Raw genomic sequence first — 16,030 nt, 5'->3', positions numbered from 1 at the left:
ATCTGTTAAAAACAGATTTGATCTGTCAAAAACCACATCATTGCGAAAAAAACAGAACAGGAAATATCTCTCTAATTCGGTCTTTACCCCTACATCACCCGTAATTACGGCGTTTAGCAGGATTTTTTAAAAGTTGGCACGGCTATTGCTTTAAGGTAAGTAGCAAAGGATTGCGGGTTGAGCGACTTTGGGCATGGATAGCCCACCTAATACACGATGTATTAGACCGCTTACCAAGTTTGGAGGTTGTATAGGAAGAACCTTCAAACTTACTTGTCATATTTAGTAACACGGGCACTGTTAACGGATTAGTTTTCCCCCAAAGGAATGGAACGCCTGTGATATCTCTCTCTGACCTAGACTTGGCCCCCTGTGGGCCATTTTTTTTTGCCCCGTTACATTGTTGCTAGCGCATTCCGCTACATGGGTCTTCCTCAAATTCCCTACCTAGCTACCACCTACCTACCTAGCTACCTACCTAGCTACCTAGCTACCTAACTAACGCGTTGTACAGAAGACAAAACAGCAAAAAAATTGAGAATATTCAACACAAATAGTTGTATGGACAATGATATTATGTGACATTAATCACACACTAATTATGCATCAACTAAGGAAGAAGTATGCCTGCATCAAAGCCTGCTATATCAGTATCCGTCTGTATAAGCGTTGATCAAAGCCAGAATCGCGAGGTTAACGTGGCTTTATATCCCAATACCACCAACTACCCAAACGGTAAGCCAACCGAGACCGGCAGTTGGCCTATGTCGATAGCGCTTGCGTCAGGTACAACCTTTATTGACAACTTCTCCATCATATACCCTGACGACAATCGCGGTAATTCAGGTGGTAACTATAAAATGATCTTCAGCTTGCCGAATGGCTTTAGCTTCGCGGCTGGCCCAGGTGAAGTGGCGGTGCCCGACGACTCCGAACCTACCCGCGAGTACGAGGACGGAATTGCTTGGCTCACTAACCCAGGTGCTAAGAAACAGCTTACCGCTAAAATCAAGCAAGGGGAATTGGAGCTGACATTCAAGAAAGCGACAAACGAAGATTGGGCCGACTGGCGCTACCAATTTGCCTTTGTGGTGGAAGATGCAAGCGGCGTGGTAACGGCTTCACCGGATCCAGAAGTACATACTGGATCAAGCGGTACCACTCCCCCGTAACTAAAACCGGATCGCTAATAATCGCTCACTAAACCCCTGCGCCAAGCATCGTTCGCGTAGCTTGGCTGTATCGGGGTGGTCAATCGCTTGAAAGAGCAAAAAGTGTGTTAGGTCTATGCTGACTTCGACGACTTGATCGGGATTGTCGATAAATTCCACGATCGCGGTCTCCGCCGATTGGGTGTGCCATAGGGATTGCATAGCAGTAGCGCGAGTCACGCCAATGTCGCCAGCGTAATAGCGCCGAAGCAGCTCATCATATAAGAGCATGCTGGCCGTGGTATCCCCAGTTTTGCGTAAAGTATCGGCATACAGTAAGGTTAAGTAGGCGTTAACCGCCTGACCTTCGCTCTGCTCTGAGTTAAGCTGCAGATACGCCGCTTCCATCAACTGGCGCGCCTGCTCCCAGTCACCGTTATAAATGGCAATCCACGCCAACGCCTGATTGCGCTGATCCACTTGATCAGCGAAGAATTGGGCTCCTTCATATAGCCAATCGAGGCGTGCGCGGGGAATTGCCACGTTGAGCTGTTGCCTTCGAATGGCCTGGTTATTGGGCTGAAACCGCAAAAGTGATTCAACGTGTCGTTCAACCAGCGCAAAGTTCGCTAACACCGCACTAGCATACCAGACCGCGGCGCTTTCTAAGCGCCAGCTCGGGGAAATTTCAATGGCCCTTACCAGCTCGTTGTAGGCTGATTGTGGGTCATTGAGGTAGAAGTGTCGTGCCGCCCGCGTGAGCACGTCATTCTCATGAATTCCGTAGTGGAGCTCCAGTACACCCAAGCGATTTAGTTGCGATTGAATATTCGTGTTGCGACGCAAATACACTTCGTATGCAATGGACAGAGAGAGGTGGTCGCGCTCGCTGATGGTGTTTTCACGGGAAGCGAGTAACTCACCGAAACGCGTTATGCTTGTTGCATCATTCTGGTCCTTGAGCACTTTGAGTAATTTTCGGGTAATCAGTGGGCTTTGGCTGGTTTCAGCCAAGGCAAACAACTGCTCCAGGCGAGCTGGTGCTAGCCCGCTTCGTGCGGAAATTGCCGCATCAGCTTCGGTGAGTAGGGCATAATCGTCAGCACCTAATGGCTGATCATTCAGCGCTAAGCTAGTGGCTAATAATGATGAGAATAGGGCCCGAAGTTGTACCGGGTCCGGTGCGTTATAGCTAAGACGAACGGGCCCTTCAAGCTTTTGCAGCTGATTATTGATGTCCGCAATGCTTGCCTCAAGCTGACATTCCTGGGCGCTCACACAGTTCAGTGTGGCGGTGATGCCAGACTCCGTACCTAGCGAGCGCCAAATCATCTCCTCCGGTACCCCACTTGGTAGCTGTCGGGCGCTTACAGCGGTAAATTCCGACGATTCATTTAGCAGGCTTACAAGCTGATATTCCAGTACCGTGCGCGCCACCTCAGTGGTGCTGTCATCTAGACCCGTAATGTTTATCTGCACCCCAATGCTTACTGGCGCTTTAGGTGTTGAGGGTAGAGTGAGCATGGCAATGAGTGCCAGGCCCAGTGTTGTGACAGCCGCCAGACTCAACCAGAGGCCCTTGCGAGATTTTGATACAGGCACGCTGTCGATGACCCGTGTTGCCGATTCATCTTTGGTGCCCGGCTCACCTTCGTTGAAGCTAATCGCCGTATTGCGCTGCTGATGATGCGCCTGAAGGTGGGTGAGTGCGGTCATGAGCTCAGCGGGCTCAAGTGCCGGCGAATCAGCTGTTGATTGGCTTAAGCGCAGCAGCAGACCGTTTAGTACATGATCATTGGTTGAGGCGGGTGTTTCGCCAAGACGACCCCCGAATATTTCCAGCAGGGTAGCACAGAGACGGTGCGCGTCATATTGACGCAACGCATCGGTGAGCGTTGGTCCCACGGGAACAATCAGCAGCCGACCTTCTTCGAAAACGAGGCTATTGAGGCTTAGCGCGCGAGGTGAACAGCCGTGCTCGTGCAGCAGGGTAAGGTTGTGACAAACATCCAACGCGGCGGCCAAGCGGCGACTCGCGGTGGCCGTTGCGAACGCATCGTCCACTGCAATGGGCCGACCGTCGAAGACAGCAAATTGCCCCGAGTCACTGGATTGCTGGTCAATAGCTAATAACGCTGGGTGTTGAATGCAGCTGTCGTTGGCTTCGATGAGTACCGCAAAATGCGGCCGTAATGACCCTTCGGTGGCTTGCCAAAAAGGGGCGTGTATGGGCTCAAACGTCAGTGTGCTCATGTTATGCTCCTTGTCGTATCAACGGTTTAGAGAGCAATTAGTGTATCCCTTTATTCGGCCAAGGTATATCCAGAAGTACTTCACCGATGCCATCGTCCAAAGCCTGTTGGCGGGTCGCGTCGGCGCGCTCGTCATTGCGGGCTTGGTAGAGCCAGTAGTGCAAAGGCAAACGCTCGTAGTTATTGAGGGCTTATTAGCCCTCCGTTTTTAGTTACGGGGGGTTGGCACCATCTGAGCTAGTAGATAGCGATGGGTCGAGCACAATCACCGCGCCGGTTCGTTTTTCACGCAGGGTAATGGTGTATTTCAATGAGTTGTCATTACTGCGTTGATAAACGACGCGCACATACTGCTTATGAATATCGATTTGAACCATCTGTGTTGAGGGCAAGCCATTTTCGTAGTACTGCATGTCGACAAATTCAAACCGTGAATCTTCCAGCGTGTATAACAGGGTTGCTTCATCCTGAGTCATGCAGAAATTGTCATATTCATTATTGGCGCCCAAGCTCACTTCGTAGCTCACGTAATCACGAGTAAGTTGAGGGTGATTACCCACCACGTGCTGTTTGTCGATATAAATCGGCACCACCAGGTTGGGAATGGCATCAATGGTACTTGTCTCACACGCCGATTCGTTTGCCCAGGCTGAGCCCATAAAAAGGCAGGGAATCAACGCCACGAAACGGACCAGGCCCTTAACGCGCTTGAGCGGGCTAGATTGCCCAGTACAACTTAACTTCCTAGACATTTCTTACTCCTTTTATTAGTAGTCTAAACCACCCACTGCCAGGGTATTACTCAACGGCTGCAAAGTGGCTGCAATGGAGACCCCCTGCAATGAATCCGTTAGTGGACTCGCAAGTTCGCTTCACTCCTGCATGCTAATAGTTATTGCCTTATCAATCAAGCTGCTGCCACCACCTTCTAAGCATCAGGTTTTGTTAAATATACCATGCGTTGGCTTCGCTGAGCATCGCGGCGGCAATAATGCGGCGGTGCTTTGCCAACAGAGCCTCTGTATGAGCTTACGCGTCAGAGCATTGGTGTCATTCTTCTCGTTGGGGTAATGAGGGAGGTAGCCGCTAACGGTATGCTTGGTTAGGCCAAGGTATATCCAGAAGTACTTCACCGATGCCATCGTCCAAAGCCTGTTGGCGGGTCGCGTCCGCGCGCTCGTCATTGCGGGCTTGGTAGAGCCAGTAGTGCAAAGGCAAACGCTCGTAGTTATTGAGGGCTTCGGCGGTAGCGCCAGAGAGATAAATGAGCGCATCGTCGGCACTTTGGGTGTGCCAAATCGCCTGTGCTTTCACGCTAACGTCAAGATCAGTGTATTCAAGCAACGCCTGGTAAACCGTTAGCGCCTCGTCAGTTAACCCGCCTAGCAGCAGGCTGTCAGCTTGAATAAGCATGATGGACTGCTGTTCCCATAATTCAAATTCGGCTAATTCGGTACGATTAATGGTTTGTAGAACCTGCTCGTATTGGCCCTGATAAAAGGCCAGCCATAACTCCACAAACGTCTGAATGGCAACGGGTTCACTGTGGCGCAAGAGAAATTGCTGCACATCGCTGAGGGAATCGAGGTCACCCAAGATGATAGCGAGCTGAGCTTGAATTTCACGGAGCTCAAAATTTTCGGGCGCAGCATCTAGCGCGAAGCCTAGGTGCTGGCGCGCAGCATTAAAATCGTTCTTACCGTACAGTGCAAGGCTCATTAAGTAACGATCAATGTGCCAGGAATAACCCTGATCTTGAAATTCGTAGAGATACTCGTAGGCGGCATTCAGCTGACCCTTTTGCCAAAGATAGCGGGCTCGAAGAATAAGCCCAAACTCGTGGGGGATAAGGTTTTGCTCCAGTAAGTTTAAGCGGCTGAACTTGCTCTCAAGCGCATCGTTCCGCTTGAGGATAATTTCGCTGCCGAGCTCAACAAGTAATTGATCACGCGGTTCCAAGCGCGCTGCGGCGTTTGGATATTCCTCGTCCCAGAGGTGTTGAGCGTCAGCACTACTAGCGCGGCGGATCGCCGAGATCGCATCGGTCGCCGTATCCAGGCTTGGGGCTTTCACAAATAACCCCACGGCCTGAATGGCATCCTGGGCCGTCACCTCGGTTTTGCTTTCAATGGCCTGCCGCAGTGTTGATTGAAAGGCGATATCGCCTTCTAGAAGGGGTGAATCTGCCTCCGGTGGTTGGTAATTCTCAATGACATCGAAGAGCAACTGGTTAATGGTGTTGGCCATGAAGCGGCGGCGCTGCGGATTAACGCTGATTTGGGTTGAGTCGAGGAGGGCGCCATATCGGGACTCAAGGCGCACGAACAGTTCACACAAGGTTGATGAAGAACATACAATGGAGATGGACAGTCCTTCATCAACACCAATTGACTCCCAGTAACTCGCCCTATTATTCAGCGCTTCAGGGTCGCGACGCGCGTAGATATCAAGCCCAGGCGTGTGTGTTAAGGCATACGCGATATGACTGGTGTACTCCTCACTAAGTTGGTGCGCCGCTGCATCATCCAGCCCGCTTACCACCACTTGATCTACCAGCACTCCTAGACGCTTAGTAGGGGGCGCTTCGCTCATCATCAGGTTAACGCCAGCCAGCAGAACGAGGCTAATGAGCGCGCTGAGGGAGAGTGTCACCCACTTGGGGAAGCGAGGCGGTCGCGCTACGGAGATAGTGCCTGTAAGCTCAGTTAAGGTGCGCTCCCGGCGAATATTTTGCAGGCGAAGGGTGACCTCGCGCGCGGAGTTGATACGAGCCTTAGGACTGATCTCCAGCATCTCGCTAAGCAGTTGATTGATCGCTTTGAGGTCGCTGTTCGGTTTGCGGAATTTACCCTTGAGGATGGCCTCTTTTAATTCATCGTCGCCCTTACAGTCACGATAGGGTGCGTTGCCGGTGAATATTTGATAGCAAATTAGGCCTAAGGAGTAGATATCCGAGGCCGGTGTTGCTGCCGCTCCGGTTAATTGCTCGGGCGAGATTGCAGAGAGTGTCCCCTTGACCTGTGCGGAGTGATTCTCATCAATTTTTCCCGTTAGGGCGATGCCGAAATCCCCAATTTTTACGGTGCGATCAAAGCCCAGCAGCACATTCGATGGCTTTAGGTCGCAATGAATGATTCGTTGCTGATGAATGGCTTCGATGCCCTGGGACAGTGCTATGGCGGTATCGAGTGCTTCATCCAGCGCCATTGGCGCTGAACTTAAAGCGTCGGCAAGTGTTTGGTTGGGCAGGTATTCAGTGACGAGCACGTAGTAGCCTTCGTGTTCGAATACATCGTACAGCGATAGCACATTCGGGTGATTCACGCTGGCCAGAATTTTTGCTTCAACGCGTAAGGCCTCGAATCCGGCCTCGGGAATGGAGAGTGTTTTTAGCGCCACTTTACGATCGAGGCGAGTGTCGTTTGCCAAATAAACGGTGCCCATGCCACCTTCACCAAGGCGACGAATGACATGGTAGTGACCAACCGTGCTATTTAACTCCAGACTCATGTTACGGCGTCACCTCAAGCTGATGCTCGTTTATAAGCCTCGTGAGTACCTTCGGCGTGATACGCAAGGCAAAGGCGACGTCATGTTTGTCGTTACCATGTTTCACCAGGGCCTTGCGAAGGTCATCTGCGGACAACTCGGCGGTATTAGGGAGGATAGCGTCATCCTTGGCGCGCTTGAGCAAAGCCGAACGAGAAATACCCAGTTCATCCGCGGCGTGCTCAGGGTGCCAGGCGTGTTTTCGCAGTGCTGATTCAATCTCGGTGGCGCTTAATTCACGTGGCCGTTTCTTGCGCTTAAACAAGCTTTTCTTCGGTGCGACCACGTCGAGGTGATCTTGGATACAGCGCGGGAGTATGATTTGCTGATTACCTATCGCATCGGTAAGCGTTTGCCGAATGAGGTTGCCAAGTTGGCGCACGTTGCCGGGCCAGCTATAGCGGCAGAAGGCGTAGAGGAGCTGAGGTAATTGGCTAGTCATGCCCGTGCTGGCTGCGAAGTCGTACTGAGTCGCGAAGTCACGTTCGTGCTGCCGAATACAGTGCAGCGCCAGAATACCAACGTCTTCCAAGCGTTGTTCAAGCGGGTCGAGCTTAATGGTGTAGCTGGCGATACGCTGCATTAGCGGCAAGCGAAAGGACGAGTTGTCGATACGCTCCTCTAAAATAGCGTCCGTTGCTGTAATGGCACGAACATCCACGTTAATGAGCTTATCGCCACCCACCGGCTGAATTTCACCGTATTCAAGCGCTCTTAACAGTGCCATTTGTGTCTTGTCGCTCGCGTCGCCGATTTCATCGAGGAAGAGTGAACCCCGGTGCGCTTTTTCAAACAGCCCCTTGTTATCTCGGTCGGCCCCCGTAAAGGCACCTTTTTTATGACCGAACAATTCGCTCGCCACTAACTCTGGCGCAATAGCGCTAATATTCACGCTTACTATCGGCTGATCACTGCGGGTTGATTCTTTGTGAAGCGCCTGAGCAATAAGTTCTTTACCGGTACCCGACGGGCCAGTGATTAACACCGAGCGGGAATCAACCCGAAGATTTAAAATCGATTGCTTGGCGTTCTGAATACATTCGCTTACGCCAAGGATATCGTGCAGTACCCCGATGTCAGAGGTTGCTGAGTTTCGAAAGTGAAACAACAATACCAGTCGGTTGCCCCAGATGAGCGGCGTGCCGCGGGTGAGTACGTCGCTGGAGAGCAACATCGACTGTTCCAACCGGACGCCATCAATGTCAATATCCTGCTTACAGTCGCCGCGATCAATAGTGAGGCCCTGGGATTCGCGGTAGCTAGTGTTAAAGCCGGTGCGTGAAAGGTAGGGATCATCGATCAGTACCTGACGGCCATCAAGATGTTTAAATTCGGCAAAGCCTCGACCCAACTGACGAGTTGTTGATACGTTGAGCTGCGCACCGACAAGTTCGGGGCGGTGCGCCCAAATAACGGTACACGTTGGGATGTCGTGATGGGCTATGGATTGACTGACATCCAAATCGATCGTAAGCGTTGAATCGCTCATCCTGTTAACGCTCTCTGTGATTCGCAAGTAGTTGTTTTTGTACTAGTAATTTAACCTAATTAACCACTAACGGGAAGCACTGAGCGCTACGGATCTGAGTGGCTAGAAAGTAAGCAGTGACTTCGGTCTAGCGCACCGATACAAAGCATGACGCGTTATCAACTTAGCATGAGGGTATTAGTGGGCTTCAGGGGTTTTGCTTGGTCTAGCAATAATTATGCTATCTTCCAGGCAAAAAAAATCCCCACCGTAGGGTGAGGATTATTTATTGAGCGCTAAAGTGGCTTACGCCTTCTTAGCTTTGTCGTCACGACGACGCTCGTTCTCTTTCAGCTTCTTCTTACGAATACGAATGCTTTCAGGCGTTACTTCTACCAGCTCGTCATCATCGATGAAGTCCAATGCCTGCTCTAGCGTATGGCGAACGGGAGGTGTTAGCGTGAGCGCTTCATCAGTACCCGAGGCACGAACGTTAGTAAGCTGCTTACCCTTGGTAGGGTTAACCGTTAAGTCATTGCTACGCGAGTGCAAACCAATGATTTGACCTTCGTAAACGTCAACGTTTGGATCAATGAACAAACGGCCGCGATCCTGAAGACCGAACAAACCGAAAGCCAATGCTTTACCCTTAACCATAGATACCAATACACCGTTATTACGCTGAACTTTATAGCCGGCGTTAACAACACCGTAGTGATCGAAGATTGAGGTAAGGATGCCCGAACCTGAGGTAAGGGTCATGAACTGGCTACGGAAACCAATCAGGCCACGTGCTGGAATAACGTACTCAAGGCGGATACGACCTTTACCGTCTGGCTCCATGTTGGCAATTTGGCCGCCACGGTTACCGAATTCTTCCATTACCGAGCCTTGGTGATCAAGTTCGATGTCCAAGACTACGCGTTCGAACGGCTCTTGAGTTTCTCCGTCAATTTCACGGGTAACAACTTCCGGACGTGATACACCCATTTCGAAGCCTTCACGACGCATTGACTCAATCAATACTGAAAGGTGAAGCTCACCACGGCCAGAAACACGGAACTTGTCCGGTGAGTCACCGGGTTCAACACGCAGTGCTACGTTGTGAATCAACTCGCGATCAAGACGCTCAGAAATGTTACGTGACGTCACAAACTTGCCTTCAAGGCCAGCGAAAGGAGACGTGTTAACCTGGAAGGTCATGGATACGGTTGGCTCGTCTACCGTAAGTGCTGGTAGCGCTTCAACATTGCTTGGATCACACAGGGTATCCGAGATGTTGAGTGGATCGATACCGGTGACACAGATGATGTCGCCCGCAGTCGCTTCGGTTACTTCAACGCGCTCAAGGCCGTGGTAACCCATTACCTGAAGTACTTTACCTTTGCGCGAATGACCATTGTGATCAGACACAACGATTTGCTGGTTAGGCTTAACCGAACCGCGCGTGACACGACCAATACCGATAACACCGGTGAAGTTGTTGTAATCCAGTGCAGAAATCTGCATTTGGAAAGGACCTTCAGCATCAACCTCAGGGGCGTCAACCTTATCAACAATCATCTGTAGTAGCGGCGTCATGTCTTCGCTAAGCTCGTCTGCCTCAAGACCTGCTACACCGTTTAGCGCTGAAGCATATACCACTGGGAAGTCTAACTGCTCTTCGGTAGCGCCAAGGTTATCAAACAGATCAAATACCTGATCAAGCACCCAGTCAGGGCGCGCGCCAGGACGGTCTACCTTGTTGATCACAACAATCGGCTTCAAACCACGCTCGAATGCCTTTTGGGTAACGAAGCGAGTTTGTGGCATCGGGCCATCTTGCGCATCAACAAGCAGACATACACAATCAACCATCGACATAACACGCTCAACTTCACCGCCGAAATCGGCGTGTCCAGGGGTGTCTACGATGTTGATGCGGTAGTCATTCCACTTGATCGCGGTGTTTTTAGCAAGAATGGTAATGCCGCGCTCACGTTCCTGATCATTAGAATCCATGATACGATCGGTGCCCACGTCTTTACGATCAAGTGTACCGGACTGCTCAAGCAGCTTGTCCACTAGGGTAGTTTTTCCGTGGTCAACGTGCGCAATAATTGCGATGTTACGTAAGTTACTGATATCCAAGGTTTTTTTCCTTTTAAGGTGCCGCTTAATGCTATCCTGAATACCCACCGGGTATCACATCCGAACGGCGATGCGACGCTTCGCTGAGTGTAGTTGCGCGACAGTGTATAGCAAATGTCTAATTTGTGCATTCGCGTTTGTACCAACAGCCCTTGAAAGTGAATAATACTGCTGCCTTCAGCTTCCTCCATGCTAAGGGCCCAGCTTCATCCTTACGCGTTTCATATTAGGTGCCCAATTTCATTTTTAGGCTTTCGCCTATCCCCTAGTTGCTCCTCGCGTGAAACGCAGTAGACTCGTCCACTAAATAAAAAACTAGCGTAGCGCCGATTAGTTCGGGAGCGCCGCAACTCCAGGGACGAAACCAAAGGGACGGGTTCATATTCAACATGGCGTTAATAGAGTTAAGTAATATCGACAAATTTTTCAGCATGGGTGACCAACAGTTACACGTGCTAAGATCACTCGATTTATCCATTGAAGAGGGTGAGTTTGTCGCCATCATGGGCCCCTCGGGCTCGGGCAAATCTACGCTTATGAATATTCTCGGTGGTTTAGATACGCCCACGTCTGGAGATTACCAGCTAGCGGGAGAGGCGATTGCCGATTACAGTGACGATACCCTATCCGCGGTGCGCAATCGTTCCTTCGGTTTTGTTTTTCAAAGCTTTCATCTAATGCCCCGATTGTCGGCGTTAGATAATGTTCTGCTACCCATTCAATACAGCGATAATCCAGACTGGCCTAAGGCAACTGAGCGGGCAACGGAATTACTGACCTCGCTGGGGTTGGGCGAGCGGGTACATTTCCGCCCCAATCAAATGTCCGGTGGACAGCGGCAGCGAGTCGCGATTGCCCGAGCGTTAGTGAATGAACCGAAGATACTGTTTGCTGACGAACCCACTGGCGCATTGGACTCCAAAACCGCCGTTGAAATCATGGATTTGCTGAGTCGCCTAAATGCCCAGGGGCAGACGATTATTTTGGTCACCCATGAGCTCGAAATTGCGGAGCTCGCCAAGCGCATTATTTTTCTTCGCGATGGCGTGATTCAGAGGGAGGATATCCGATGAAGTGGTTACTGGCGTTATGCCTCACCCTAGCTAGCTTTTCTGCCTCAGCAGAGCGACTCCTGCTTACCGCCGAGGTCACCTCACTGCAGCAGTCAATCATCTCAACACCTCGTCATCTTTACGCCGGTTGGTCCCGCAAGATTGTTTGGATGGCCGAGGAAGGCGCCGTTGTTAGCGCCGGGGAACCCCTGGTGAGCTTTGATACGGAGATGCTCCAGTCTCGCTTTGATCAATTTGAAGAGCAGCTCATTGCCGCTGAGGATAATGTCGCGGTGCAGGAGCGAACTGAAGCACTGGCAAGTTTATCGGCACAGCGACGCATTGATGTGGCGCGCTTGGAGTTAGAAAAGGCCAAATTAATTGCTGAGCGTCAAACTAGCTTTTCAAGTCGCAAGGAGATTGCCGATGCGGAATTTGCAGTACTCAGTGCTGAGCTTGAACTAGAGAAGGCGCTTGAAGCGGCAGAATTCACCGCCTCACGTAATAGCAGCCAAGCGCAGACGCGAGCGCTGAATATTGAACGGTTGCGAGCCGAGTACGAATTTGCCCAGAGTGAAATTGAGCGCAGTACCATTGCCGCTACCGAGGATGTGCTGGTTATCTATCAACGTTCACGGTTCCAAGAGCGAGATATTCAAATTGGCGATAGCCTCGATCCCGGTTCCAGCGTCTTAAAGTTACTGCCAATTGGCGGTTCGTCACTTAGGGCATGGGTGAGTGAAGTGGATGCGAGCGCCTTGGCAGAGGGCGTAGAGGTGGCTATTCACTTCGACAAAAATCCAACCGAAGATTTTAGTGGCACCATTACCTCAGTAGGTGATGCGGGGGTAGAAAGAGATCGCCGAGGCCTAGGGCGCTGGGTCCCAGTTAATATTAATTTCGAGAATCGGGGTGAGCTAGCGCTCAGCCCAGGTATGAGCGCTCGCGTTGAGGTGTTGCTATGAATCGTTTAGGAATCTTGCTCCTGGGTTTAGTGCTCGCATCCTGTGATGCGACTGATTCGAATATCGGGCCAGTCCGTGAAGAGGGATTACGCTACACCGGCGAGCTTCGTTCGTTTAAAGAGACCTTTATCACGCCGCCGTCCATTGAACGGGTTTGGCAGTTCAAAGTGCTACGTATGGCGCCTGAAGGATCGCTTGTTAGTGCTGGAGATCCGGTGGTTTGGTTTGATCCAAGTGAGCCGCGTCGGCGGCTCCAAGAGCAGCAATCTCAACTGGCTCAGCGCCAACAGAGTATTCAGGATAAAGCCCTGCAATTGGATCAAACACTTCAGGAATTACGGCTGAATCTTGCTGAGGCCGAAATGAACCGCGATAAAGCGCAATTGAAAGCCTCAATTAATGATCCCGTGATGCCCGAAGTAGAACGGCGTATCTATCAACTTGACGCGCAAATTGCCGCAGAGCGAGTTCGCGAGATTGAATCATCCATTGAGCAGCAGGAGACCTCAGCGGCGGCGGAGCAAGCCATTGATGAAGCTGAGTTAACCCGCTTACAGTCGCGGGTTGCCTCCATGTCACAGGGTATTTCTCAGATGGCGCTCGCCTCGCCACAGGACGGAATTTTGCTTTATCAAAGTGGCTTTGGCGGCGAGAAATTTGCCGCGGGCTCCGATGTCTATCGAGCACTCGCAGTGGTATCAATCTCCGATCTAAATTTTATTGAGGTGGCGGTAGCTATTCCCGAGCGCGATCTGCGAGCTATAGACCTAGACCAGCAGGTGAGCTTAAAGATTGACTCGGTGGACGATCAAAGTTGGATGGGGCGCGTGAAGTCAGTTTCAAACGTTTACCGTCAGCAGAATAGCGCGGTTTATGCGGACGTCGTGGTGGAAGTGATTGACCCTGATCCTCAAGTTATGAGACCGGGTTTGAAAGCGCAGATCCGTTTTGCGGAGGTAAAATGATGAGAATTCTTGTCGCGTTCAGACCTGTTATCGCAGCGCTGACACCAAGCAAGGGAGCAAGGAACATACTGCTAGCCAGCAGCATGGCATGGGTCCTCACCGGATGTGGTGACGCTGCTCCGTCCGCACTGACGCAAACCGCCGAGCGCGGTGACCTCGTTCATCGGGTCACGGCTGCGGGCGAAATTGTCAGCGCTGAGGCCACGCGGCTATCTCTTCAGCCGGGTAACCTCCATACCATCGACTGGGTTATTGAAGATGGCTCCGAAGTCAAAATGGGTGATGTGGTGGCAAAGTTGAATGGTGAGATAGCGTCCTTTCAATACAACACCAATAAATTGAATGTGGAGCGTGAGTCTTCCCGTGGTGTGGCGGATAGTTCCGACTTTGCCAAGCGGGACGTAGAGATTGATTACGACCTGCAGGTGGTCGAGGACGAGGTGCAACTCATTGAAACCTTTAGTTCTGATCTCGATACGGTTTACTCGCGGATTGAGCAGATTGATAACGGCAGAGACTTAGCTTACACCCAGGCTCGGGGTAATTATCTTGAATGGGACCGCGATTCAAATGGCGAACGCCGCAGCTCCAAGGAACGACTCACTCAGATTCAAGTTGAACGCTTTGAAAGAGATGCGAATCGTTTCCAAGCACTTTTAGCGCAAACCGAGATCCGCGCTCCCCATGATGGTGTAGTGAAGTTACTACGGTCCTCTCGAAGCGGCGAGCCTGTGACCAGTGGCTCGGTAGAGTGGGGTGGAACGGCTATCGCCGAGATGCCAGATTTGAGTCAGCTGGTGGGCGAAGTCCATGTCCTTGCCGGAGATTCGGCCGGTATCGTAGTGGGTACACCGGTGGACCTCCAGCTTGATGCCTATCCCGAGGCAACCCTCACTGGGACGGTGACGAGTATTGCGCAATTGGCTGCCCAGCGTGAAAATCGCCGCGGTAAGTGGTTCACCATCAAAGTTGGACTAGACACTATTCCAGCGGAAATAGTTGGCCGCATTAATCTAAGTTTCCAAGCGAGTTTTAACGTAGCGAATGCCTCGGATGTGTTGCAAATTCCGCTGACTGCGCTGCAACAGGAGAATGGCCTTAACATTGCCTACGTGAATAATGGTGGAGCCAGAGAACGAAGAGAACTGCAATTAGGCTTGCGAACGTTGAGCCGTGTTGAAGTAATAAGCGGCTTGAATGAAGGTGACGAGGTAATAATCCTGCCATGATGATTCAAATGAATGAAATTAAGCAGGCGGTGGAGCAAATGCTACATCATCGTCTTCGCACCTCATTAACACTTCTCGGAATGATTTTTGGCGTGGGTGCGGTGGTCGCCATGCAGAACATCGGTGTTGGCGCCGAGCGGGCTGCGCTGAAGGCTATCGAAACACTGGGTCTACATAGCGTAGTGGTGGATTACGTTGATCAGTCTGCCAGTGATGCCGATGCTCGCGAGTTGAGTGTTGGCCTGAGCCATCAGGATGTCCTAGCCGTTGCAGAGAGTTTTGACTTTGTTGAGGGCTTCTCGGCGTCATCGACCTTGGAGCTGGAACAGGTCTTCACCGATTTTGCCAAAGCTTCGCCTCAGGTATTGGGTGTGACCGAAGGCTTTTTAGAGAATTCCTCGCTTCGGGTTGACGACGGCAGAGCGTTTAATGGTGAAGATTTTCAGCGCTATCATCAGGTAGCCGTGATTACTGACGAAGCGGCTCAGGCGTTATTTCCTGGGGAACAAGTGCTTGGAGGCTTAATCAAAGTCAATCACCTCTGGTTTGAAGTCATAGGGGTTATTGCTTCGTCGGCTGAATCAACGCAGCGCATAGAAGGGCTCTCGAGCGGTGGTGAACGATTCAGAATCTACGTGCCGTTTAGTACCTATCACACCAAATTACAGGTTTCGACGGACGCCAGCCCCTACACACAGCTTAAGTTCCACATTGTACCAGGGACGGATCAAACCCAAGTTGCCGCGCTACTCGAACAGTTCTTAATGGCTAGGCATGGAGGTCTGAAGGACTTTAGCATCACCGTCCCGGCAGAACTGCTAGAACAACACCGGCAAACTCAGCGAGTCTTCAATTGGGTCATGTCAGCGGTAGCAGGCATCTCACTATTGGTGGGCGGTATTGGGATTATGAATATCATGCTGGCAACGGTACTTGAGCGAACTCAGGAGATTGGTCTGCGCCGAGCGATTGGTGCTACCCAAGCCGATATCACCCGCCAGTTCCTCGTTGAAACGGTTGTGATTACCCTCGTGGGGGCACTAATGGGAGTGGTCTTTGGCGTTATTCTTTCTTGGGTCATCGCCTTTATGGCGGACTGGGAAGTCGCTTTCTCCTTCATGGCAATTATTGGTGCAGTGGGTATTTGCTCGGTAGTGGGATTAGCATTTGGCATTTATCCCGCCAAACAAGCCGCCCGCCTTAATCCCATTGAAGCGCTTCAGCACGCTTAGTGTTTAACGCCTAGGCTTAGAGAATTGAGTGGTGGTT

Annotated in this window: 12 protein-coding genes; 6 read left to right on the top strand and 6 right to left on the bottom strand. The window is 51.3% G+C overall.

Annotated features, from left to right (window positions below; genetic code table 11):
- The first annotated feature begins 623 nt into the window (after nt 1-623).
- Nucleotides 624-1,172, top strand: a complete 549-nt coding sequence (locus Q0698_RS08565) for a hypothetical protein (RefSeq protein ID WP_298635742.1) — start codon at nt 624-626, stop codon at nt 1,170-1,172.
- On the opposite strand, the gene Q0698_RS08560 is transcribed toward Q0698_RS08565, so the two are convergent.
- The 6 genes from Q0698_RS08560 to typA all read right to left on the bottom strand — a co-directional run bounded on the left by Q0698_RS08560 (nt 1,173) and on the right by typA (nt 10,550).
- Nucleotides 1,173-3,404: a hypothetical protein gene (locus Q0698_RS08560; protein WP_298635740.1), complete on the bottom strand. Its 2,232-nt coding sequence runs from the start codon at nt 3,402-3,404 to the stop codon at nt 1,173-1,175. It abuts the gene before it with no gap.
- Nucleotides 3,405-3,441: 37 nt separating this feature from the next.
- Entirely contained in the window at nt 3,442-3,567 is a 126-nt protein-coding gene (locus Q0698_RS08555; protein WP_298635738.1) for a hypothetical protein, read from the bottom strand.
- Nucleotides 3,568-3,615: 48 nt separating this feature from the next.
- Entirely contained in the window at nt 3,616-4,155 is a 540-nt protein-coding gene (locus tag Q0698_RS08550) for a hypothetical protein (protein WP_298635736.1), read from the bottom strand.
- Between the two features lie 334 nt (nt 4,156-4,489).
- Entirely contained in the window at nt 4,490-6,913 is a 2,424-nt protein-coding gene (locus tag Q0698_RS08545; protein WP_298635734.1) for a serine/threonine-protein kinase, read from the bottom strand.
- Nucleotide 6,914: 1 nt separating this feature from the next.
- Nucleotides 6,915-8,441: a sigma 54-interacting transcriptional regulator gene (locus Q0698_RS08540; RefSeq protein WP_298635731.1), complete on the bottom strand. Its 1,527-nt coding sequence runs from the start codon at nt 8,439-8,441 to the stop codon at nt 6,915-6,917.
- Nucleotides 8,442-8,726: 285 nt separating this feature from the next.
- Nucleotides 8,727-10,550 (bottom strand): translational GTPase TypA, encoded by a 1,824-nt coding sequence (gene typA / locus Q0698_RS08535; RefSeq protein ID WP_298635729.1) that lies wholly within the window; start codon nt 10,548-10,550, stop codon nt 8,727-8,729.
- A 389-nt stretch (nt 10,551-10,939) separates the two neighbouring features.
- Between typA and Q0698_RS08530 the strand changes: the two genes are divergently transcribed.
- Genes Q0698_RS08530 through Q0698_RS08510 form a run of 5 tightly spaced genes read left to right on the top strand, consistent with a single transcriptional unit; the run spans nt 10,940 to nt 15,993 of the window.
- Nucleotides 10,940-11,623 carry an ABC transporter ATP-binding protein gene (locus Q0698_RS08530; RefSeq protein ID WP_298635727.1) on the top strand — a complete coding sequence of 228 codons (684 nt, stop codon included), beginning with the start codon at nt 10,940-10,942 and terminating at the stop codon, nt 11,621-11,623.
- A complete protein-coding gene (locus tag Q0698_RS08525; RefSeq protein ID WP_298635725.1) occupies nt 11,620-12,567 on the top strand; it encodes an HlyD family efflux transporter periplasmic adaptor subunit in 948 nt (315 codons plus the stop codon). The genes Q0698_RS08530 and Q0698_RS08525 overlap by 4 nt, the downstream gene beginning before the upstream one ends.
- A complete protein-coding gene (locus Q0698_RS08520; RefSeq protein WP_298635722.1) occupies nt 12,564-13,532 on the top strand; it encodes an efflux RND transporter periplasmic adaptor subunit in 969 nt (322 codons plus the stop codon). Before Q0698_RS08525 ends, Q0698_RS08520 begins: the two co-directional genes overlap by 4 nt.
- The gene (locus Q0698_RS08515; protein WP_298635720.1) at nt 13,529-14,761 is read left to right on the top strand and encodes an HlyD family efflux transporter periplasmic adaptor subunit; all 1,233 of its coding nucleotides are present in this window, start codon (nt 13,529-13,531) and stop codon (nt 14,759-14,761) included. The genes Q0698_RS08520 and Q0698_RS08515 overlap by 4 nt, the downstream gene beginning before the upstream one ends.
- A complete protein-coding gene (locus tag Q0698_RS08510; protein WP_298635718.1) occupies nt 14,758-15,993 on the top strand; it encodes an ABC transporter permease in 1,236 nt (411 codons plus the stop codon). Before Q0698_RS08515 ends, Q0698_RS08510 begins: the two co-directional genes overlap by 4 nt.
- Nucleotides 15,994-16,030 lie beyond the last annotated feature (37 nt).

This window comes from uncultured Umboniibacter sp. (assembly GCF_947497555.1).
Taxonomy (GTDB): domain Bacteria; phylum Pseudomonadota; class Gammaproteobacteria; order Pseudomonadales; family DSM-25080; genus Umboniibacter.
Note: the sequence above shows the minus strand (reverse complement) of the source record. Positions and strands in the feature narration are given on the sequence as shown.